The sequence below is a fragment of the uncultured Thalassolituus sp. genome (assembly GCF_950066645.1).
Taxonomy (GTDB): Bacteria; Pseudomonadota; Gammaproteobacteria; order Pseudomonadales; family Oceanobacteraceae; genus Thalassolituus.
The window spans coordinates 31817-53615 of sequence record NZ_CATMFB010000019.1; the positions used below are offsets into that span (position 1 = coordinate 31817).

Below are 21799 nucleotides of genomic sequence, written 5' to 3' on the forward strand. Positions count from 1 at the left end.
TGACATTCGGACACCGTCGCGGTCAAGCAGTGTCAGACTCTGAATTCACCCGAAATAGTTAACATACGGTTTTGTATATCGACTCACAGGCTTCAGCGGGATATAAAGAGCTCGTTACCGGCCTCCCAATTACCATATAATCTACACCAGCTTCCACGGCCTCCCTAGGAGTCATTACACGCTTCTGATCACCAATATCCGCCCCCTCCGGTCTGATTCCCGGGGTAACGGTCAGAAACCCAGGACCACAAACGTCACGGATTAAAGAAACCTCTCGGGCAGAACACACAACCCCATCCATACCCGAAGACTGAGCCAGCTTTGCTAATCGCTCAACCTGAACCATTGGTTCGATATCAAGGCCAATACCAGCAAGGTCGCACTGCTCCATAGAAGTCAGCACGGTAACGCCGATCAACAAAGGCTTATGCGACTTCTTTTCAAGCTCATTTCGCGCAGCTTCCATCATTCGCTGCCCACCGGATGCGTGGACATTCACCATCCAGACACCAAGGTCTGCGGCAACACCAACGGCTTTTGCACAGGTATTTGGAATATCGTGAAATTTAAGATCGAGGAATACTTCGTAATTACGCTTGTGCAATTCTTCAAGAATCGCCGGACCCGTTGCCGTGTAGAGCTCTTTTCCTACCTTAACGCGGCAGAGGTCAGGATCGAGCTGGTCAGCCATGGCAAGCGCCTGGTCCATTGAGGGGAAATCAAGAGCAACAACAATGGGAGATGTAGTGGTCATAAATCAGGCTTCGATAACGGCGGCTGCGGAACGTACGCCCTTACCGATGCCCAGTCTTTACAGCTGGGGCAGCGCCAATGCGGCTCCTTAGCTTTAAATCCACAATTTGAACAGACGAACTTGGGCTCGGCTGCAACGATGCGGCGGAGAATATCATAGACCGTCATTAACTGCGACTTATCGAGCTGCTGGCGATGCTCAACGACGAGCTCAGCCAGAGCGAGAAACCCTTGATTGGAAGGAATTTTCTGAAGCTCAACTAACAGAGAAGTAACCGCCTCTCCGCCTTTATTCTGACTGGCCATCGCTTCGACGCATGCGATCAGAGCCGGCATATAGTGGCTTTCTTCCCACTGCTTCCTCAGGTGCTCACGAAGACCCGGAATATCACCGATATTCTGGAACGACTTAACCAGATTATCCAGAATACGGACCACAGCCTGCCTGTCCACTTCAGCCGCACGCAGATAACAGCGTACAGCTTCTCTGAACTCCCCTTGGCCAAATGCGAGATCACCCAGAACAACAAACGCTCTGGCGCAACGGGTATCAATTTTGAGTGCCTGTTTACACAGCTTCTGAGATTCCAGGTAATCGGCCCGTTTTAGACTTCTCTCAGCAAGCTCACATGCCGCGTGTGACACCCTCTGATTCAGTGACTGATGTCCCGGCAGCTTCCTGGCTTGATACAGCTCCAGAATCGCGCCCCACTCCCCCTCTTCCTCAAGCAATTCAACCAGATGAACAGCAGCCTCATCAGCAACGTGGCCTTTTCCTTCGAGCAACTCCCGGAGAATACTTTCAGCACGATCCAGAAGTCCGGCATACGAGTAATCAAGCGCCAGTTCAAGTTGAATGGAATGCATTGCACTGCGTTCAAGGTCTGGCCGGGCAAACAGTCGTTGATGCAGGTGGGTCGCCCGGTCCAGCTCGCCCTTGTCTCTCAGGCTCCTGCCCAGCTTCAGAAAAAGATCCATCGAACCATCGTCGATCTGTTCAATGTTGAGAAGTTTTTCCAGGGAAAGGTCGTTACTTTCAGCAAGCAGATAGTCGACACTCGGAATCCAGTCGGGGTATTCCGGTAGCTTTGATTGGGTGGCGTATCGATAGCCCAGGGTCCAGCCAAGTGCGACGCCGGCTAACAGAAGAATGTATATAAGCGCAGAATCAGGCATCTGTTATCCCTGGCATATCTGCCTGGAAATGACTTTCAGATTATAGATACAGACCACCTGAACAGAGGGGTGGTTCAATGAGTCGTCCCACCCTCATCGAGGCCATCATTCACCTGATCCCGCAATTCTTTTCCGGGCTTAAAGTGAGGGACAAACTTACCTTTCAGCTCCACCGTTTCTCCCGTTTTTGGGTTACGCCCCGTTCGTGGAGCACGATAATGAAGTGAAAAACTGCCAAATCCACGTATCTCAATACGATCACCCGATGACAATGTCTGCGACATATGATCCAGCAACGTCTTTACGGCAAGCTCGACATCTTTAGCTGACAGCTGTGGCTGACGACTGACTATCTTCTCGATCAGTTCAGATTTCGTCATGACTTTCCCTCCATGAGAACGTAGCTCAGCAATAAAACCAACTAAATCATGCAGTTAGCTTGTCACTTTTGCAAGAAGACAAGTGCATTTTATGAACAATCTTCGCCAAAAAGCCGCTCTTCAGGCACAAAAAAACCCGCCGGAGCGGGTTTTCTTAATCAAAGCACTGATATCAGGGCTAAGATCAGTCTTTCTGGTTGAGCTGCTCTTTGATCAGGTCACCAATGGTGGTAGGACCAGTCATCTCAGCTTCAGCCTTAGCACGCTGCTCTTTCAGAGCTTCTTTGTCTGCAACAGCGTCTTTCGCCTTAACGGACAGGCTGATTACGCGGTTCTTGCGATCAACAGAAGTGATAACGGCTTCAACACTATCGCCTTCGTTGAGTACGTTACGTGCATCTTCAACCTTATCGCGGCTGATCTCAGACGCTTTCAGAGTTGCTTCAACACCCGCAGCGATTTCAACAGTAGCCGCTTTCGCATCAACTGCGATCACTTTACCGTTAACCAGAGTGCCTTTGTCGTTCTCTGCAACATACTCAGAGAAAGGATCGCTTTCCAGCTGCTTCACACCCAGAGAGATACGCTCGCGCTCTGGATCGATAGACAGGATAACGGTTTCCAGCTCGTCGCCTTTCTTGTAGTTGCGAACGGCTTCTTCACCAGTGTCGTTCCAGGAGATGTCAGACAGGTGAACCAGACCGTCGATACCGCCGTCCAGACCAATAAAGATACCGAAGTCAGTGATTGACTTAATCTTACCGGAGATCTTATCGCCCTTGTTGAACTTAGTACCGAACTCTTCCCATGGGTTCATGGTGCACTGCTTGATACCCAGTGAAATACGACGACGCTCTTCATCAATGTCCAGAACCATAACTTCCACTTCGTCGCCAACCTGTACGACTTTGCTTGGGTGGATGTTCTTGTTAGTCCAATCCATTTCAGAAACGTGTACCAGACCTTCAACACCCTCTTCCAGCTCTGCGAAGCAGCCGTAATCAGTCAGGTTAGTAACACGTGCTTTGACGCGTGCGTTTTCTGGGTAACGTTCGTTGATGTTCACCCATGGATCATCGCCCAGCTGCTTCAGACCCAGAGAAACGCGGTTACGCTCGCGGTCGAACTTCAGGACTTTAACGTCAATCTCGTCACCAACAGCAACGATTTCGCTTGGGTGCTTGATACGCTTCCAAGCCATATCAGTGATGTGCAGCAGGCCGTCAACACCGCCCAGATCTACGAATGCACCGTAGTCGGTCAGGTTCTTAACGATACCCTTAACAGACTGACCTTCCTGCAGGTTAGCCAGCAGCTCTTCACGTTCCTGGCTGTTAGCAGCTTCCAGAACGGCACGACGGGAAACAACAACGTTGTTACGCTTAGCGTCGAGCTTGATTACCTTAAACTCCAGCTCTTTGCCTTCCAGGTGCGCAGTGTCGCGTACTGGACGAACGTCAACCAGGGAGCCTGGCAGGAACGCACGGATGTTTTTCAGGTCAACAGTGAAGCCACCTTTAACCTTGCCGTTGATAACACCGATAACCATTTCATCAGCTTCAAAGGCTTTTTCCAGCTCTTTCCAGCTTTCAGCGCGCTTAGCTTTTTCACGAGACAGTTTGGTTTCACCGAAGCCATCTTCTACAGCTTCCAGAGAAACGTAAGTTTCGTCACCAACAGCAACTTCCAGTTCGCCTTTTTCGTTCAGGAACTGGCTGCGTGGGATAACGGCTTCTGATTTCAGACCGGAGTTAACAGTTACCCAATCGCTATCGATATCCACTACGGTACCAACAACAATTGAGCCTGGTTTCATGTCCAGTTCTTTAAGGGATTCTTCAAATAATTCAGCAAAGCTTTCGCTCATGGTATGCACCTGTCTCATAAAGCACGCTCCTATACGGAGTTCGCGCTGCCCAGACTGCCAGTCACCTGGGGTTAGTTAATAATAAAACGCTCTGCACGACTTCCATCGGGAAGCTGGCATATACAGAGGTTTTAATCTCAGATCAGTCCTGCTTGGCGGACCAGCGTCAGGATTTCTTCGCGGACGTCCTCAATCGTCATTGAGGTGCTGTCGATCACTGTCGCGTCAGTCGCTGGGCGCAATGGAGCAACAGCACGGTTGCTGTCACGTTCATCACGAACCCGGATGTCTTCGATAAGGGCGGGCAAACTAGCATTTATGCCCTTTTCAGTCAACTGTTTATAGCGACGCTGACCGCGTTCTTCGGCAGAGGCAGTCAGGAAAATTTTGATTTCAGCATCAGTAAAGACAACCGTCCCCATATCGCGGCCATCCGCAACCAGGCCCGGGGCCTGACGGAAATCGCGCTGACGCTGCAGCAGGGCTTCGCGCACTTTCGGCAGCGCTGCGACCTGAGAGGCCAGACTACCAACTTCTTCTGTACGGATCGTCGTGGTTACATCGTCACCTTCAAGAATGACACGAACACCTTGAGAGGTAGGCTCAAAACGCACATCCAGACCAGCCGCCACATCAGCAACAGCAGCTTCATCATCAAGAGTCAGGCCTTTACGGTCAGCAGCAAGACCGGTGATACGGTACAGCGCACCGCTGTCCAGCAAGTGCCAGCCCAGCGTTTCAGCAAGAATAGCGCACACTGTTCCTTTGCCTGCCCCTGAAGGTCCGTCAACGGTGATAACGACAGAAGCGTTGTTATTACTCATCGCCGGATTCCACCTGCAGGTTTACGCCGCAGTCCGAAGCGAGCTCGACGAAGCCCGGGAACGACGTGGCCACGTTGGCGCAATCACGGATAACAACAGGAGCACTTGCTCGCAGCGACGCCATCGCAAAACTCATCGCAATACGGTGATCATGCTGACTGTCGATCTCACCGCCACCAAAGCTACCTTCAGCGCCAAAGCCGTGAATCACAGCACCGTCTTCTGTACCCACGGCATTAACACCCAGAGTCACCATGCCATCGACCATGGCCTGAATACGGTCGCTTTCTTTAACACGCAGTTCTTCTGCACCCGTGAGGATAGTCTCACCTTCAGCGCAGGCCGCTGCAATAAAGATCGCCGGGAATTCATCAATCGCCAGCGGCACCTGATCTTCAGGAATATGAATGCCTTTCAGCTGGGCGGAACGGATACGGATATCAGCCACTGGCTCACCGCCCACTTCGCGCTCATTCAGCACATCGATATTGCCACCCATCGCACGAAGAATATTGATCACGCCAATACGGGTCGGGTTGATGCCGACGTGCTCGAGGGTAATGTCAGAGCCCGGCATAATGCTGGCGCCAACCATAAAGAACGCTGCCGAAGAAATATCAGAAGGCACGTCGATTTCAGTTGCCGTCAGCTCGCCACCGGAACGCAGAGTGACCTTATTACCCTCTACAGTCACGTCATAACCAAAACCACGCAACATACGCTCGGTATGATCACGCGTTGGCGCAGGCTCAGTCACAGAGGTTTCGCCTTCAGCATACAGACCCGCCAGCAGCACGCAGCTTTTCACCTGAGCACTCGCCATTGGCAGGTCGTAATGAATGCCTTTGAGTGGGCTGCCGCCTTTCACCTTAATCGGTGGGCGACCTGCTTCTGCGGTATCGACAATCGCGCCCATTAAGGCCAGCGGATCAGCTACGCGACCCATAGGACGCTTGGACAATGACTCATCGCCGGTCATTTCTACGTCGAATGCCTGACCTGCCATCAGACCAGCCAGCAAACGCATCGAAGTACCTGAGTTACCCAAATACAGCGCATTTGGTGGCGCCTGCAGACCATGCAGACCGACACCATGAATGGTGACGCGTCCGCGATGCGGCCCTTCAATCACGACCCCCATATCACGGAATGCCTGCAGGGTTGCAAGGCTATCTTCACCCTCAAGGAAGCCAGTGACTTCCGTAGTACCATTTGCCAGAGAGCCCAGCATGATTGAGCGGTGCGAGATTGATTTGTCACCCGGCACACGGAAGCTGCCAGACAGCGCCTTGCCAGGGTTCGCAATGTAAGAAATAGAAGCTGTTTTCATAGGTTCAACATAGGCCCGACGGGCAAGTATCTTAGAAAAATGATCACGCGCGGATTTCGCCCGGGTCAGCACACCCATTACAAAGGTGCTGTCGCCCTGCTCTATCGCAGCACGCAGAAAAGCCAGGTCGTGACTGAACAGATCCAGCGTCTTCAGAATCTGGTCTTTGTTGGCTCCGAAAATATCACGCCACATGACCGGACTACTGGCGGCAATACGCGTAAAATCGCGGAAGCCACCGGCAGCATAGTTAAAAATTTCTTTGTTTTCATGACTGTTGGCCAAGGTATCGACCAGCGAGTACGCCAACAGATGTGGCAAATGACTCGTCGCTGCGAGCACTTCATCGTGATGCGACACGCTCATGTGCTCAAGATCAGCACCCACTGCCGTCCATGCATCGCGAACGAGAGCCAGGGCCTCTTTTGAGGTATGTGGTTCAGGGGTAATAATTACCTTATGGCGAACATACAGATTCTCGTCCGCCGCCATCACACCACTACGCTCAGATCCAGCAATCGGGTGTCCCAGAACAAAACGCGGGAAGCCCTTACCGAACACCGCAGCCACATCGGTAGCGACAGAGCCCTTCACCGAGCCAACGTCTGTAATCACGGTATGCTCAGCGATATGAGCTCGGATGCTTTCCAGAACGGGTCTCATCGCCATAATCGGCACAGACACAATCACCAGATCAGCATTCTGAACCACTGCGCCAATATCTTCGCTGTAGCTGTCGATCAAGCCTTCTGACAAGGCCAGCTGCATTGAATCAAGATTGCGGTCATAACCGCGCACCTCGTCAACACAGCCGCGCACACGCAATGCCTTAATCCAGGAACAACCAATCAGTCCCAGACCAATAACGGCAATACGTGGAATCTGAATTCGTTTACTCAAGACAGAACCGTTTTCAGCGCACTGATAAAGGTTTGATTTTCTGCTTCTGTACCAATGGATACACGCAGATACTCAGGCATTTCGTAGTTCGCTACCGGGCGCACAATGACGCCTTCACGCAGCAGGCCGTTATAAACATCCATCGCATTTACGCCAGCAGGCACTTTAAAGCTGATGAAGTTACCCACGGACGGAATGTAAGAAAGCCCCATATCATTGAATGCGCTGGTCAGGTAGGCCATACCCGCATCATTGAGTGCGATGCTTTCTTTGACATACTCCTCATCGAGGAGTGTCGCATTAGCCGCCGCAAGCGCAAACGAATCAACATTGAACGGCGGGCGGACACGATTCATCAGATCAGCCAGTTCAGGGCTCGATACACCATAGCCCACACGCAATGACGCAAGACCGTAGGCTTTGGAGAAAGTACGGGTAACGACAAGGTTAGGGTAATCATTCAACAGACTGATGCCGTCTGGATAGTCCGCTTCGTGTACGTATTCAAAATACGCTTCATCCAGAAGTACGATGACATGCTCCGGTACCTTATTGAGGAAGTTAAGCAGCTCATCGCGGGTATTCCAGGTGCCGGTGGGATTATTCGGGTTCGTCACAAACACGATACGAGTGCGGTCATTGATATCCGCAGCCATTGCATCAAGATCGTGACCGAAATCTTTCGCCGGTGTGACAATGCTTTCCGCGCCGACCATTTTCGCAACGAGGCCATAGATCGCAAAGGCATGCTGCGAAAATACGACGTTGTCGCCGTCGTTAACAAACACACGAACGATAAAATCGAGAATATCGCTGGAGCCATTGCCGAGCGTGATCTGTTCCGGGCAAATCGAGAGCTTTTCGCTCAACGTTTTCTTCACCACGAAGCCGGCACCATCTGGATAACGCGTGAGATCAGCTAATTCCGCTTTGATCGCTTCTAACGCCTTAGGGCTTGGGCCCATAGGATTTTCGTTACTGGCAAGCTTAACAATGTCTGACTCGTTCAGACCCAGCTCACGTGCCAGTTCATCAATTGGCTTACCTGGCTGATAAGGACGCAGTGAACGAACACCTTCTACTGCCAGTTCAGAAAAATTTACAGCCACTATCATTAACCTCTATCAGAGCACGGCGCGCGGGTAAGAACCCAACAGTTTGTAATCGACCGCTATTTCACGCAGCTTTTTCAGAACAGCCGCAGTTACGTCATCTTCGCAGTGACCTTCAAAATCTATAAAGAAAATATAATTCCAGGTGCCAGATGGATCCGGGCGGGTTTCAATTCGCGTCAGGTTAACGCCAGCCTCATGAAAAGGCGCCAGCACCTGATATAAGGACCCTGGTTTATTACGATTCGACACCATGATGGACGTCTTATCTTCGCCACTCGGACCGGTTTCCTGACGACCAATAATCAGGAAACGCGTAGTGTTGTCCGGACGATCTTCGATATTCGCATTACGCACAGAGAGGTCGTAGAGTTCTGCTGCAGCTTCACCAGCAATGGCCGCCGCGCCCTCTTCTGCGGCAGCACGCCGTGCAGCTTCCGCATTCGAGTTAACGGCAATACGCTCAACATTCGCAGGGAAATTCTGATCCAACCAACGACGACACTGCCCCAGAGACTGAGCATGTGAATAGATACGATCGATTTCCTGACCTTCGCTCTTAATCAGCAAATGATGGTGTATGCGCAGAGTGACTTCACCACAGATATGAAGGTTAGAATCGTAGAAGCTATCGAGGGTATGGGTCACGACACCTTCGGTCGAGTTCTCAACAGGTACGACACCGTAGTTAGCAGCACCACTGGCCACTTCGCGGAAGACATCCCCGATAGACACCTTGCCCTGACAATTCACTGCGTGGCCAAAATGCTTTACTGCAGCCTGCTGTGTGAATGTACCTTCAGGACCTAAATAGGCGACCTGAAGCGGCTCTTCTAACGCAAGGCACTGCGACATAATTTCACGAAACAGTCGCGCCATAGACTCATCAGGCAGCGGTCCTTCGTTACGCTCCATCACCCGGCGCAACACCTGTGCTTCGCGCTCAGGGCGATAGAAAACGACCTTTTCACCCGGTGCAGCATACTTCTGCTTTACGTCAGCAACGTTCTGAGCACACTGTGCGCGCTGATTGATCAGTTCCTGAATCTGCTTATCCAGCGAATCAATCTGCTGACGCAGCTGATCCAGTTCCTGTGCTTCACTCATGATAAAACCTGTTAACCGTGACGTTCAGCGAAGTCCGCCATGAATGCAATCAGCGCATCCACACCTTCTTCCGGTACTGCGTTATAAATACTGGCGCGCATACCACCGACACTGCGATGGCCTGCCAGATTCATCAGACCTGCTTGCTCGCTTTCTGCCAGGAAAGTTTTATCCAGAGCAGCATCCGCCAGCGTAAATGGCACGTTCATGCGGGAGCGGTTATTTTTAGCTACCGGATTCGCATAAAAATCGTTGGTATCAATAAAGCCGTACAGTTTTTCGGCTTTGCGACGGTTCAGCTCGGCCATCGCCTCAACACCGCCCTGCTCTTTCAGCCACTCGAACACCAGACCAGCCAGGTACCAACTGTACGTCGGCGGTGTGTTGTACATAGAGCCATTGTCTGCAGCGACCTTGTAATCAAACATGGTCGGCGTACCTGAAATGGTATTACCCAGCAGATCTTCACGCACAATCACCACACACAGCCCCGCAGGACCGATATTTTTCTGAGCGCCGGCATAAATCAGACCGAACTTAGATACATCGACTGGTTCAGACAGAATCGACGATGAATAGTCGGCAACAAGCGGCTTATCACCCACGTCCGGGATGTAATCGAATTCAACACCACCAATGGTTTCATTTGGTGTGTAATGAACATACGCAGCATCAGCACTCAGACTCAGTTCAGACTGAGCTGGCGCAGACGTGAAGTTATTGCCTTCTGTCGACGCAGCAACATTCACTTCGCAGTAACGCTTTGCCTCTTTAATGGCTTTGCTCGACCACTGCCCTGTATTGATGTAATCGGCTTTAGAACCACCACGCAGCAGATTCATTGGAATCATAGTGAACTGACTGCTGGCGCCTCCCTGCATAAATAACACTTTGTAGTTGTCAGGGATCGCCATCAGGTCACGCAGATCCTGTTCGGCTTTTTCAGCGACGCCAACGTATTCCTTGCTACGGTGGCTCATCTCCATGATCGACATTCCCTTTCCGTGCCAATCCGCCAGCTCTTTGCCAGCACGTTCGAGCACTGGAGTAGGAAGGGCCGCAGGGCCCGCACAGAAATTATAGATCCGACTCATTTCTTCACTCTGTAAAAACGTTAGAACTACTGAATTTTTATATATCGGGGACGAACAACATGTCTCGCCGAACCTGCCGCAATAAGAGCTGCGATCAGCCCCATCATAAAGCCACCAATTCCGCCCAGAACAACAATCAAAATTTTTCTAGGTTTGACAGGCTTTCGGGGTAGTAAAGCAGGCTGGTCAACCAAAGCATAATTCACACTTTTCCAGTCAACACTGACTGACTTCAATACCGCCGTGTTCTGTAATATCTCCGGCAGCCCATTAATAAAAAGGTCTTCAGACTTCAGCTGGCTGCGAGATCTTAACTGAGAAACTTCTGCCCGGAGAGCCTGTTCACCCATCATGTAGAGTGGGGGCTCGCTGCTTACGACCACATCATTAGAATTGTAAAATGGCTGTTTCTGACCTATTACCGCGGCAATCTCGGCGGCTTCACTTAACTCAACGATCCTTCTCTCTTTTTCCGCATCGTAAGCAGCCCTTAATGAGTCTGCCCATGATTCATTAAGCTGGAGTTGAGCGTTTAGTTTCCGGTCAAGTTCAGACTGAATCTGCAAATCGTACTTGCTCAGAGCAAAGGCAACGTAATCATTTAATACGTCTGTCGCGAGCTGAGCATCGCTTAGCTCAAATGATACAGTCATAAACACATCCAACTTTTCTTTTGCACCCGGATCAGAGAAGCTGAATCGCTCAAGAAAAAGTGCCAGATTTTGTTCTTCAGTGAGTAGCTCATTAAAGATCAATGCCTTAAGCACCTCGTCTTCACCGCGGACCAATTTCTGGTAGAAGGCTTTTCGCGTGGAAGCAGAGCGGATTACCGCACGTGCTCCAAGAAAAGCAGTTTCTGAAGTCAACTCAAACACGGGCTCTGCGCTCAATGCAAAATCAGATGTGCTCCCCCCGTCCTTCAGGCTATCTTTACGGGCCTCCAGAACCAGGGTCGTTCTGAGCGCAGGTTGATTAAAGGCCACCAAATCAGATCCCGGGGCATCCTTGATGACCACTTCTGTGCGATATAAGGGCGTCGTAGTGACCGCATACACAATCGCAAGTAAGGCACCTAAAATACTGACGCCAACCACCCAATACCATTTGTCGCGAATATCATCGACGAGATCAAACAAATCAATCTCATCTCTGCGCGCATTCGTCTGCTGATCACTCATCGCCAGACACATCCCCTTCGATCACATCATCATCTTCGTCAGCGTCACAAATGCGCTCAACACCAACGAGTTTCTCTTTTTCTGCCACTTTAATCAGCGTCACGCCCTGAGTGTTACGCCCCAACACGGAGACTTCATCGACACGGGTCCGCACCAGTGTGCCACGGTCACTGACCAGCATCACTTCATCGCCATCGAATACCTGTACCGCGCCGACAAGAGCACCGTTACGGTCACTGGTGACCATAGCGATAACACCCTGAGTGCCACGACCTTTCGTTGGGAATTCTTCTACCTTGGTGCGCTTACCGAAACCGCGCTGAGAGGCAGTCAGAATCGTGCCGTTTTCTTCCGGTACAATCAGCGAGATCACACGCTGATCATCCGCCAGCTTGATACCGCGCACACCACGAGCAGTACGGCCCATGGCACGCACATCAGACTCTTTGAAGCGTACCGCTTTACCCGCATCGCTCAGCATCAGAATATCCTGAGAGCCATCGGTGATAGCCACACCGACCAGCCAATCATTTTCATCCAGCTCACAGGCAATCAGGCCAGTTGAACGGGGACGGCTGAACTGATCCAGGGTCGTCTTCTTAACGGTACCGCGAGCAGTTGCCATGAAGACATAAAGATCTTCGCGGTATTCATCGACCGGCAGAATGGCGGTAATACGCTCGCCTTCTTCTGACAGATTCAGAACGTTCACAATCGGGCGACCTTTCGCATTACGGCTCGCCTGCGGGATATCATAAACAGTCAGCCAGTAAACTTTGCCGGCGTCGGTAAAACAGAGCACCGTGTCGTGGCTGTTCACCACCAACAGATGTTCAATAAAGTCTTCGTCTTTCACCTGTGTGGCTGACTTGCCTTTACCACCGCGCTTCTGCGCCTGGTACGCATCCATCGGCTGAGTCTTGGCATAGCCGGTATGAGACAAAGTCAGTACCAGGGTCTCTTCCGGAATCAGATCCGCCATCGTCAGATCGCGTTTCTGTGCAATGATTTCGGTGCGACGATCATCGCCGTATTCGGCGCGGATGGCTTCCAGCTCTTCACGGATCACCTGCATCAGGCGCTCAGGGCTACCCAGAATTTCCAGGTACTCGGCGATTTCAGCCAGTTTCTGCTGATACTCATCAATCAGTTTTTCGTGTTCAAGACCGGTCAGCTTCTGCAGACGCAGATCCAGAATCGCCTGAGCCTGAACTGGTGACAGGTGATACTTACCATCACGGAAGCCAAACTCCTCTGGCAGATCATCTGGGCGACAGGCATCTTCTCCAGCACGCTCGAGCATATCCAGAACATCTCCGGGAGCCCAGGCCTCAGCAATCAGACGCTCTTTAGCCTCAGCTGCAGTCGGAGACTTTTTGATCAGCTCAATCACCGGGTCAATGTTTGCCAGCGCCAGTGCCAGCCCCTCAAGAATATGGCCACGTTCGCGGGCTTTACGCAGGTCGTAGATAGTACGGCGTGTAACCACTTCGCGACGGTGCTTAACAAAGGCGTCCAGCAGCTGTTTCAGATTCAGCGTCTTAGGCTGACCGTCTACCAGTGCAACAGTGTTAATACCGAACACACCCTGCAGCTGGGTCTGTGCAAACAGGTTATTCAGGACCACTTCTGGCATTTCACCGCGACGCAGTTCAACCACGATACGCATACCGTCTTTATCCGACTCGTCGCGCAGCTCTGTAATACCTTCGATCTTCTTATCTTTTACCAGCTCCGCGATCTTTTCGATCAGGCGGGCTTTGTTCACCATGTACGGAATTTCGGTGAATACGATAGAGACCTTACCGTTCTTATCGTCTTCTTCGAAGTGGTGACGGGCACGCAGGTAAATACGGCCACGACCCGTGCGATAAGCCTCAACGATACCGTCACGACCATTAATAAAGGCGCCTGTTGGGAAATCCGGACCCGGAATGTATTCCATCAGATCGTCAACGGTCAGATTCGGATCGTCGATAAGAGCCAGACAGCCATTCAGTACTTCGGTCAGGTTGTGTGGCGGAATATTGGTCGCCATACCTACCGCGATACCGGATGAGCCATTCACCAGCAGGTTTGGCACACGGGTCGGCAATACTTCGGGAATCTGCTCAGTACCATCATAGTTAGGTACCCAGTCGACGGTTTCTTTGTCGATATCAGCCAGCATGTCATGGCTGATTTTCTCCATCCGGATTTCCGTGTAACGCATCGCTGCAGCAGAGTCACCGTCTACCGAACCGAAGTTACCCTGACCATCCACCAGCGTATAACGCATGGAGAAGTCCTGAGCCATACGAACGATGGTGTCGTAGACCGCAGAGTCACCATGTGGGTGATATTTACCGATCACGTCACCAACAACACGGGCAGACTTTTTGTAAGGTTTGTTCCAGTCGTTACCAAGAACATTCATCGCATGGAGCACTCGACGATGGACCGGCTTAAGGCCGTCCCGGACGTCCGGAAGTGCCCGCCCAACGATAACACTCATGGCATAATCGAGGTACGACTGCTGAAGCTCGTCTTCAATGTTTACCGGAAGAACTTCTTTAGCTAATTCACCCATAAAACTCTGGCCCGCACTGTTTTCCGCCTGAGGCGGTAATCCTTATTTTGAACAGACGCCCTTAGAGCGCCCGGAGAAGCGCAGAATCATACCACAAAACAGGCAGATACCTAATGAGAGCTCCTGAATGGCCGCACAAGACGTTTTAGCATCTGAACGGGCGTTCCCTACTGATCAAATAACACACAGCCCCAGAGTGTTTATTCGCTCAATCACTCAACGATTAGGTATACTGCGCACACACTGAAATTCAGGAATACAAACATGGCCGCAGATCTGCGCATTGATGCCCGCTGGGTACTCCCTATGAGCGAGGGCACGGGTGTTCTGGAAAACCACACAGTGCTCGTTACTGATGGCAAAGTCAGCGGCCTGTGCCCGACCTCTGAATGTACAGAAGAAGCTGGCGAAACCCTTCACTTAACAGAACACGCAGTATTACCCGGATACATCAACGCCCATGGGCACGCTGCGATGTCATTGTTCCGCGGCATGGCTGATGACCTTCCGTTAATGACCTGGCTTGAACAGCACATCTGGCCGGCCGAGGGTCAGTGGGTATCTTCCGGGTTTGTCTACGACGGCACACAACTGGCGATTGCTGAAATGCTGCGCTGCGGCACCACTACCTTCGCCGACATGTATTTCTATTCGGGCGACAGTATACAAGCCTCACTGGATGCAGGTATGCGCACAGTGAGCTTCACACCCGTACTGGATTTCCCGACCAACTTCGCCCAGAACGCTGACGAGTACATCCGTAAAACCATGGATGTGCACGCGAAATACCGCCATCAGGCACTCGCACATATCGGCATCGGCCCTCATGCGCCTTACACAGTGTCAGATGAGCCATTGAAAGAAATCGCCACCATCGCCAATCAGACTGGCATGCCGGTACAGATCCATCTGCACGAAACCGCTTTTGAAGTCGCTCAGAGTATCGAGCAACGCGGTCAACGCCCGACGGAACGCCTGGCTGAACTTGGCTTCTTAAATGAAGGCGTCAGCTGCGTCCATATGACCCAGATCGACGATACAGACATCGGCATCCTGCAGCAGACCGGCGCATCCGTGGTGCATTGCCCGGAATCCAACCTAAAACTGGCAAGTGGGTTCTGCCCGGTACAGAAACTCATGGATGCTGGTGTGACTGTTGCCATCGGGACTGACGGCGCGGCCAGTAATAACGACCTCAATATTCAGGGCGAACTTAAAACCGCCGCCATGCTGGCCAAAGCCGTCGCAGGTGACGCAGCAGCACTGCCTGCGATGACCGCACTGAAAGCAGCGACCATTGGCGGTGCCAAAGCACTGCGAATTGACGAGTTCACCGGTTCTATTGAAATTGGCAAAGCAGCCGACCTGCAGGCGGTACGAATGAACAACCTGCCGCAGCTGCCACTCTATGATGCCGCTTCGCAGCTGGTATACACCGACAGCAGCCGCATGACCGAATACACCTGGGTTGCCGGCAAAGCCCTGCTTAAAGCAGGCCAGCTCAGTACCTTAAATGAAGATCAACTGATTGCCCGCGCTGTACAATGGCAACAGAAGATCAGCAAATAAGACGCACGACGAGACAACAATTATGACCGAGACAGTAAAAGCCAACGTCGACCGCGCAGAAATCGCGAAATTTGAAGCCCTCGCCTCCCGTTGGTGGGATATGGAGAGTGAATTCAAACCACTCCATGATATCAACCCATTGCGCACCAACTACATCGACGCTCACGCGACACTGGCGGGCAAGAAAGTCCTCGATGTCGGTTGCGGCGGCGGTATTCTGAGTGAAGCCATGGCGCAACGCGGTGCCGAAGTCACCGGCATCGACATGGGCGAAGCCCCACTGAATGTTGCTCGCCTGCACGCCCTTGAAAGCGGTGTCAGCGTTACTTATCGCCAGATTCCCGTGGAAGAGCTCGCCGAAGAAATGCCAGGGGCGTTTGACGTCGTGACCTGCCTTGAGATGCTTGAACACGTGCCTGATCCGGCGTCGATCATCCGCGCTTGCTACAAGTTGGTGAAACCGGGCGGCATGGTCTTCTTCTCGACCATCAACCGCAACCCGAAAGCCTATGCCATGGCCATTATCGGTGCGGAATACCTGCTGCGCATGCTGCCGGCCGGCACCCACGATTACGACAAGTTCATCAAGCCGAGCGAACTGACCCGCTGGTGCCGCGCTGCAGACCTGAAAGTCATCGATATGACCGGCATGGTCTACAACCCGCTGACCAAGGACTACAGCCTGAAAGACAATGACGTTGATGTGAATTATCTCGTCGCCACGGTAAAAGAAGACATCTGATGAGCCCTGCTGCGGTACTTTTTGACCTTGATGGCACCCTGGTAGACACGGCTGCCGACTTCTACCAGGTCGTCAACAGCCTCCGTGCAGACATTGGCAAGTCACCGCTTAGCGACGATGCTATTCGCGAGCAAGTGAGTAATGGCGGTGTTGCACTGGCGACGATTACCTATGATATCTCCCGCGATCACCCGGACATTCAGGCATACCGCCAGAAAGTCCTCGACCGCTACGAAACTGCAGTCGGTGCGCACGCGGAGCTGTTCGATGGCTTTTCGGAAGTACTGGCATTTCTCGCAGAACAGCGCATTCCCTGGGGAATCGTGACCAATAAACCACGCAAGTACACTGAGCTGCTGCTTGATCGTATGCCATTGCCATGTGACTTCGTGGTCTGCCCGGAAGATGTCATCAATAATAAGCCAGCACCCGACAGCCTGCTGCTGTGCGCAGAGCAGATGAAAGTAGCTGCGAGTCAGTGCTGGTATGTCGGTGACCACATTCGCGACATACAGGCCGCGAAAGCAGCAGGGATGCTCAGTATCGCAGCCTGTTTCGGGTACATTGAAGAACAGGATGATCCAGCCTCATGGGAGGCGGATCATTATATAGACTCTGCGCAGAGCCTGATGGCGATGCTTACCGGCAAAGACTGACCGGCATTGCCGTTCTTGCCGCTGATTCCTTAACGGTTTAACGAGAAAATTCAAGAAATGACTGACCAGAACGCCAAACCCCTCGAAAATCGCGTCATTTTAGTGACAGGTGGCGGCTATGGTATCGGCCGTGAAGCCGCCCTCACCTACGCCAGAGCAGGCGCCACTGTGCTCCTGCTGGGGCGTACTGAAGAAGCGCTCAACGATACGTACGACATGATCGAAGCAGAACACCTGCCGCAACCAGCGGTACTGCCCTTCGATCTCGAAGAAAAAGACGAAGCGAAGTTTATCGAGCTGGCCGCTCTGATTGAACAGCATTTCGATCACCTCGATGGCGTACTACTCAATGCCTCGGTGCTTGGGCAGAGAACAATGCTCGATAACTACCACTGGGAAACGTGGCAGAAAGTTATGCAGATCAACGTGAATGGCCAATTTGCGTTAATGAAACACCTGTTACCACTCCTGCGGAACGCCCCCGCCGACGCCTCTGTGATCTTCACCACCAGCAGTGTCGGACGCCAGGGCCGGGCCTACTGGGGAGCCTACGCTGTCTCTAAATTCGCGACAGAAGGCCTGATGCAGGTAATGGCGGAAGAACTCGAAAACACCAGCAAAATCCGTGTTAACTGCATCAATCCAGGCGCAACACGCACCCAGATGCGCGCAGCCGCCTACCCCGCTGAAAACCCGACAACCGTCACGGAAGCAAAGGACATCATGCCTCTTTATCTTCATCTGATGAGTCCGGAATCTATCGGAACGCATTGCCAGAGTATCGATGCCCAGCCAAAGAAATGACGGAAAACCAGAAGAAAACCTTCTGAATTTTAGTCAGTTATTTGGCAGGCCTTTGCCGGCGGCAAACGTCAAACCGCCGGCAAAAGATCGCCCCACCCCAGCTATCATACGCTAACCTATTGTTTTTACTGAAATTAAACAACATTTCGTATACTGGCACGGTTATCGCTTATTTCCTGATCAGATGCATAAACCAACTGATGAGGTAGCTCATGGTCAGTCCGTTACACACCAACGGCAGAGCAGAACTGCGGGACGATAAAGTCATTACCCCTTTCGGGGATCTGGCACCACGTCCCGACATTCGCCCGGAAGTACTGTTGCGTTTATCAGGGAAGCTTCAGACCACCCTGGAACTCAGCCAACTCCTCGAAATATTTCTGGAAGAAATTCAGCAGGCCGTGCTCGTAGATGGCCTCACGCTGACGCATGACCCCTCCGGAATATCTCTCGCAACCGGTCGCAACAGTCTGCACACCGCCAACTACCGTATGCAGACTCAGCAGGATTACATGGGCGATCTGACCTTTCATCGCTCCACCCGCTTCCGCGAACACGAACTTGCCAACATCGAGGGCCTGCTGAGCACACTGGTGTATCCGCTGCGAAATGCCCTGAGATATCACGAAGCGATGGCTGCCGCCTTCCGCGACCCCCTGACCGGAGCAGGAAACCGCGTTGCACTGGATAAAACTCTGGGGCGGGAAGTCGAACTCGCGAAACGCCACGACCAGTCACTGTCTGTGCTTATGCTGGACCTTGACCACTTCAAGCAGGTGAATGACGAGTTCGGCCACAGCATGGGAGATAAAGTTCTCAAAGAGGCCGTGATCGCCATGACCGGCTGCATTCGCCAGACGGATATGTGTTTCCGCTACGGGGGTGAAGAATTTCTTATCATGCTCAGCAGTGCAGACCAGGCAGGCGCGCTGCGCATTGCAGAGCGTATCCGCATGGGCATCGGTCAGCTGATGTTTACCAGTGAAAAGGGAAGCCTTCAGGTAACCGCCAGCATCGGCTGTGCCACCCTGAATATGACAGATACAATGGAAGAGTTAGTACAACGGGCCGACGAAGCTCTCTACGTTGCGAAAGACAGTGGCCGTAACAGAGTCATCAGTGACCTTGATATGGAATTCACAGAGCGCGAAGAAGACGGGGAGTAAGCACTCCCCTGATGCTTATTCGTTATCCGCCCGCTCCGAACCGGGACGGCGACGACGGCCGGCAAACTGGCGGATTTTCTGCTTCTTAGCCGCTCTTTGCGCCTGGTCCTTTTCTTTGCCCACCAAGCGTTTAGTTCGCTTGCGGCGCAGCTCCACCATATCACACAGGTCATTAATTTCTTTCTGACCCATTTCAACCCAGGTGCCCACAGGGACATTGGCAGGCATAAAGATACAACCATAGCGGACACGTTTGAGGCGACTGACCGCAACCCCCTGGCTTTCCCACAGGCGACGTACCTCACGATTACGTCCTTCCATCACCACTACGTGATACCACTTATTCTGCCCTTCACCATCGAAATAACGGACATCGGTAAAGCGCGCCAGCCCGTCTTCGAGTAACACCCCTTCTTTCAGACGTGCAATCATTTCCTCATCAACATCACCGCGGACACGAACGGCGTATTCGCGGTCGACATTGCTTGAAGGATGCATCAGCTTGTTGGCCAGCTCACCGTCTGTCGTAAACAGCAGTAACCCGCTGGTGTTGATATCGAGGCGACCAACATTAACCCACCGCTCGTTTCTGGTCTTCGGCAGGTGGTCGAATACCGTAGGGCGACCTTCCGGATCATTGCGGGTACACACTTCCCCCACGGGCTTGTTGTAGGCAATAACGCGGCAGGTCCGGCCAGCTTCTTCCAGGTTGATACGGCGGCCATCGACACGCACATCGTCAAAACGACTGGCACGATCACCCAGCTTACAGGTTTCACCATTCACTGAAACCCGGCCTTCGCTGATCCAGCGCTCTACTTCGCGACGGGAGGCTACGCCAGCAACCGCCAGCAACTTCTGAACACGTTCATTCATGATCTGATTCTGTATCCTGCATGCGGTGCGCGCCGTCATCTGCCGCTACCGCCTTAAGTTCGTCAGCCGGCTCCGCCAGCTGACCCTGTTGTTCTTCAAGGCGCGCGAGTATATCACCAAGATCGCGAACCTTGCGGCCCTCACCTTTTTCTCCGGCAGGCTCGAAGACATTGTCCTCTACCTGCCGTAACAATGCTTCAGCCTGATCAAGATCGTCTGCCGTATCAGAGAGTACCTCAGCACCTCTTTCTTCACGATCTTCGTCACTGGTGAAATCGTAACGCTCCGGTGTCGGCTTACGTGCGTCTGCATCATCCCCCAGTTCCAGCCGGCGGTTCGCATCATCAAGCTCACGAATCTCCATCAGCGACGGCAGGTCCTCAAGGGAGGTCAGGCCAAAATAATCGAGAAACTCCCGGGTTGTGGCATACATTGCCGGACGACCAGGCACATCACGGTATCCCACAACTCTGACCCACTCACGTTCCACGAGAGTTTTCATAATGCCTGAACTCACCACAACCCCACGGACATCTTCGATATCTCCCCGTGTCACAGGCTGCCGGTAAGCAATAAGAGCAAGTGTCTCAAGCAAGGCTCTGGAATAACGTTGCGGACGCTCCTCCCATAGCCTGGCGACGTATGGAGCGACCTCTCGCCTGACCTGAAGCCGGTAGCCGGAGGCTACTTCACTTAATTCTATGCCACGAGTAAGGAGATCACGCTTGAGTTCATCAAGAGCGTCACGCAGATCATTACGGGCAGGGGCTTCATGCTCTTCAAAAAGCGTCAGCATCCGGTCCAGCGACAGCGGTGTGCCTGCCGCCATCAGCGCCGCTTCAAGAATGTTCTTCAGTGCCGGTAATGACATCCCCACCCCGCAGTTTTACGTGTATCGCGCCAAGAGTTTCATGCTGAACAATATCAACCAGGGATTCTTTTATCAGCTCAAGAATTGCCAGAAAAGTTACGACCACGCCAAGCCGTCCTTCTTCTGGCGTAAAAAGCGCGCGGAATGGAACGAAATGCCCGCCTTTCAACGACTCCAGCACCTGGCTCATGCGCTCCCGGGTTGACAGCTGCTCGCGCTGAATCTCATGGTGTTCAAAGCGCTCAGCACGGCGCATAACAACGGCCATCGCCAGCATCAGTTCACGTATATCAACTTCAGGATGTACTCTTTCCTGAATACGATCCGGTGCATCAATATCAGCAACATGAATATCCCTTTCCAGCCTCGGCAGCTCGTCGAGATTCTCAGCTGCGGTCCGGAAACGTTCATATTCCTGCAGGCGCCGGATAAGTTCAGCACGGGGATCTTCTTCCTCACCCTCTTCGCCGTCGCCTTTCTGACGGGGCAGTAACATTCTGCTTTTTATTTCAGCCAGCATCGCCGCCATGACCATGTACTCAGCAGCGAGCTCCAACTGCAGCGACTGCATCAGATCTATGTACTGCATATACTGATCCACGATCTCAGAGACATTCACCTCCAGAATATCGAGGTTCTGCTTACGGATCAGATACAACAGAAGATCAAGCGGTCCTTCAAACTGCTCCAGAATAATCTCAAGCGCATCAGGTGGAATATAGAGATCCAGAGGCAGCTGAGTCATTGGCTGCCCCTGCACCAATGCAAACGGCATTTCCCGCTGGCGGGCGGTGCTGACGGGTGTCTGCTCGCTCTCTGTCATCG

General features: G+C 52.4%; 19 protein-coding genes. 5 read left to right on the plus strand and 14 right to left on the minus strand.

The genetic code is table 11. The annotated features are described in order from the left end of the window. Positions 1–58: 58 nt before the first annotated feature. From pyrF to gyrA, 11 genes are all read right to left on the minus strand, one after another. The gene (gene pyrF / locus Q1L85_RS15145) at positions 59–754 is read right to left on the minus strand and encodes an orotidine-5'-phosphate decarboxylase (protein ID WP_300433552.1); all 696 of its coding nucleotides are present in this window, start codon (positions 752–754) and stop codon (positions 59–61) included. After that, positions 751–1929: a hypothetical protein gene (locus Q1L85_RS15150; protein WP_300433553.1), complete on the minus strand. Its 1179-nt coding sequence runs from the start codon at positions 1927–1929 to the stop codon at positions 751–753. Before Q1L85_RS15150 ends, pyrF begins: the two co-directional genes overlap by 4 nt. A 74-nt stretch (positions 1930–2003) precedes the next feature. Then, positions 2004–2309: an integration host factor subunit beta gene (gene ihfB / locus Q1L85_RS15155; protein WP_300428587.1), complete on the minus strand. Its 306-nt coding sequence runs from the start codon at positions 2307–2309 to the stop codon at positions 2004–2006. A gap of 184 nt (positions 2310–2493) precedes the next feature. Continuing rightward, positions 2494–4176, minus strand: coding sequence for a 30S ribosomal protein S1 (gene rpsA, locus Q1L85_RS15160; RefSeq protein ID WP_300428586.1), 1683 nt, complete (start codon positions 4174–4176; stop codon positions 2494–2496). Positions 4177–4313: 137 nt separating this feature from the next. Continuing rightward, complete coding sequence (cmk, locus tag Q1L85_RS15165; protein ID WP_300428585.1) at positions 4314–5000, minus strand: (d)CMP kinase; 687 nt, start codon at positions 4998–5000, stop codon at positions 4314–4316. Further along, the gene (locus Q1L85_RS15170; protein ID WP_300433554.1) at positions 4993–7230 is read right to left on the minus strand and encodes a bifunctional prephenate dehydrogenase/3-phosphoshikimate 1-carboxyvinyltransferase; all 2238 of its coding nucleotides are present in this window, start codon (positions 7228–7230) and stop codon (positions 4993–4995) included. Before Q1L85_RS15170 ends, cmk begins: the two co-directional genes overlap by 8 nt. Beyond that, on the minus strand, positions 7227–8345 hold the full coding sequence (hisC, locus tag Q1L85_RS15175; RefSeq protein ID WP_300427433.1) for a histidinol-phosphate transaminase: 1119 nt from the start codon (positions 8343–8345) through the stop codon (positions 7227–7229). The genes Q1L85_RS15170 and hisC overlap by 4 nt, the downstream gene beginning before the upstream one ends. Before the next feature lie 9 nt (positions 8346–8354). Next, positions 8355–9449 (minus strand): prephenate dehydratase, encoded by a 1095-nt coding sequence (pheA, locus tag Q1L85_RS15180; RefSeq protein ID WP_300427432.1) that lies wholly within the window; start codon positions 9447–9449, stop codon positions 8355–8357. A gap of 11 nt (positions 9450–9460) precedes the next feature. Then, the gene (gene serC, locus Q1L85_RS15185; protein WP_300427431.1) at positions 9461–10543 is read right to left on the minus strand and encodes a 3-phosphoserine/phosphohydroxythreonine transaminase; all 1083 of its coding nucleotides are present in this window, start codon (positions 10541–10543) and stop codon (positions 9461–9463) included. 26 nt (positions 10544–10569) lie between these two features. Continuing rightward, positions 10570–11721 (minus strand): Wzz/FepE/Etk N-terminal domain-containing protein, encoded by a 1152-nt coding sequence (locus Q1L85_RS15190; RefSeq protein ID WP_300427430.1) that lies wholly within the window; start codon positions 11719–11721, stop codon positions 10570–10572. Then, entirely contained in the window at positions 11714–14290 is a 2577-nt protein-coding gene (gene gyrA, locus Q1L85_RS15195) for a DNA gyrase subunit A (protein ID WP_300433555.1), read from the minus strand. The genes Q1L85_RS15190 and gyrA overlap by 8 nt, the downstream gene beginning before the upstream one ends. A gap of 264 nt (positions 14291–14554) precedes the next feature. On the opposite strand from gyrA, the gene Q1L85_RS15200 reads away from it, so the two are divergent. From Q1L85_RS15200 to Q1L85_RS15220, 5 genes are all read left to right on the plus strand, one after another. Next, entirely contained in the window at positions 14555–15859 is a 1305-nt protein-coding gene (locus tag Q1L85_RS15200; protein WP_300427426.1) for a TRZ/ATZ family hydrolase, read from the plus strand. A 22-nt stretch (positions 15860–15881) separates the two neighbouring features. Next, positions 15882–16601, plus strand: a complete 720-nt coding sequence (gene ubiG, locus Q1L85_RS15205; protein ID WP_300427425.1) for a bifunctional 2-polyprenyl-6-hydroxyphenol methylase/3-demethylubiquinol 3-O-methyltransferase UbiG — start codon at positions 15882–15884, stop codon at positions 16599–16601. After that, positions 16601–17257 (plus strand): HAD family hydrolase, encoded by a 657-nt coding sequence (locus tag Q1L85_RS15210; protein ID WP_300427424.1) that lies wholly within the window; start codon positions 16601–16603, stop codon positions 17255–17257. The genes ubiG and Q1L85_RS15210 overlap by 1 nt, the downstream gene beginning before the upstream one ends. Before the next feature lie 57 nt (positions 17258–17314). After that, positions 17315–18061, plus strand: a complete 747-nt coding sequence (locus Q1L85_RS15215; RefSeq protein ID WP_300427422.1) for a YciK family oxidoreductase — start codon at positions 17315–17317, stop codon at positions 18059–18061. Between the two features lie 212 nt (positions 18062–18273). Then, positions 18274–19227 (plus strand): GGDEF domain-containing protein, encoded by a 954-nt coding sequence (locus Q1L85_RS15220; RefSeq protein WP_300427421.1) that lies wholly within the window; start codon positions 18274–18276, stop codon positions 19225–19227. Positions 19228–19242: 15 nt separating this feature from the next. Here the strand turns inward: Q1L85_RS15220 and rluB are convergent, their stop codons facing one another. The 3 genes from rluB to Q1L85_RS15235 are packed head-to-tail and all read right to left on the minus strand — an operon-like array spanning position 19243 to position 21797. Beyond that, positions 19243–20106, minus strand: a complete 864-nt coding sequence (rluB, locus tag Q1L85_RS15225; protein WP_373915175.1) for a 23S rRNA pseudouridine(2605) synthase RluB — start codon at positions 20104–20106, stop codon at positions 19243–19245. Further along, positions 20096–20974, minus strand: a complete 879-nt coding sequence (scpB, locus tag Q1L85_RS15230) for an SMC-Scp complex subunit ScpB (protein WP_300427418.1) — start codon at positions 20972–20974, stop codon at positions 20096–20098. The genes rluB and scpB overlap by 11 nt, the downstream gene beginning before the upstream one ends. After that, a complete protein-coding gene (locus Q1L85_RS15235; protein ID WP_300427437.1) occupies positions 20943–21797 on the minus strand; it encodes a ScpA family protein in 855 nt (284 codons plus the stop codon). The genes scpB and Q1L85_RS15235 overlap by 32 nt, the downstream gene beginning before the upstream one ends. Positions 21798–21799: the final 2 nt, after the last annotated feature.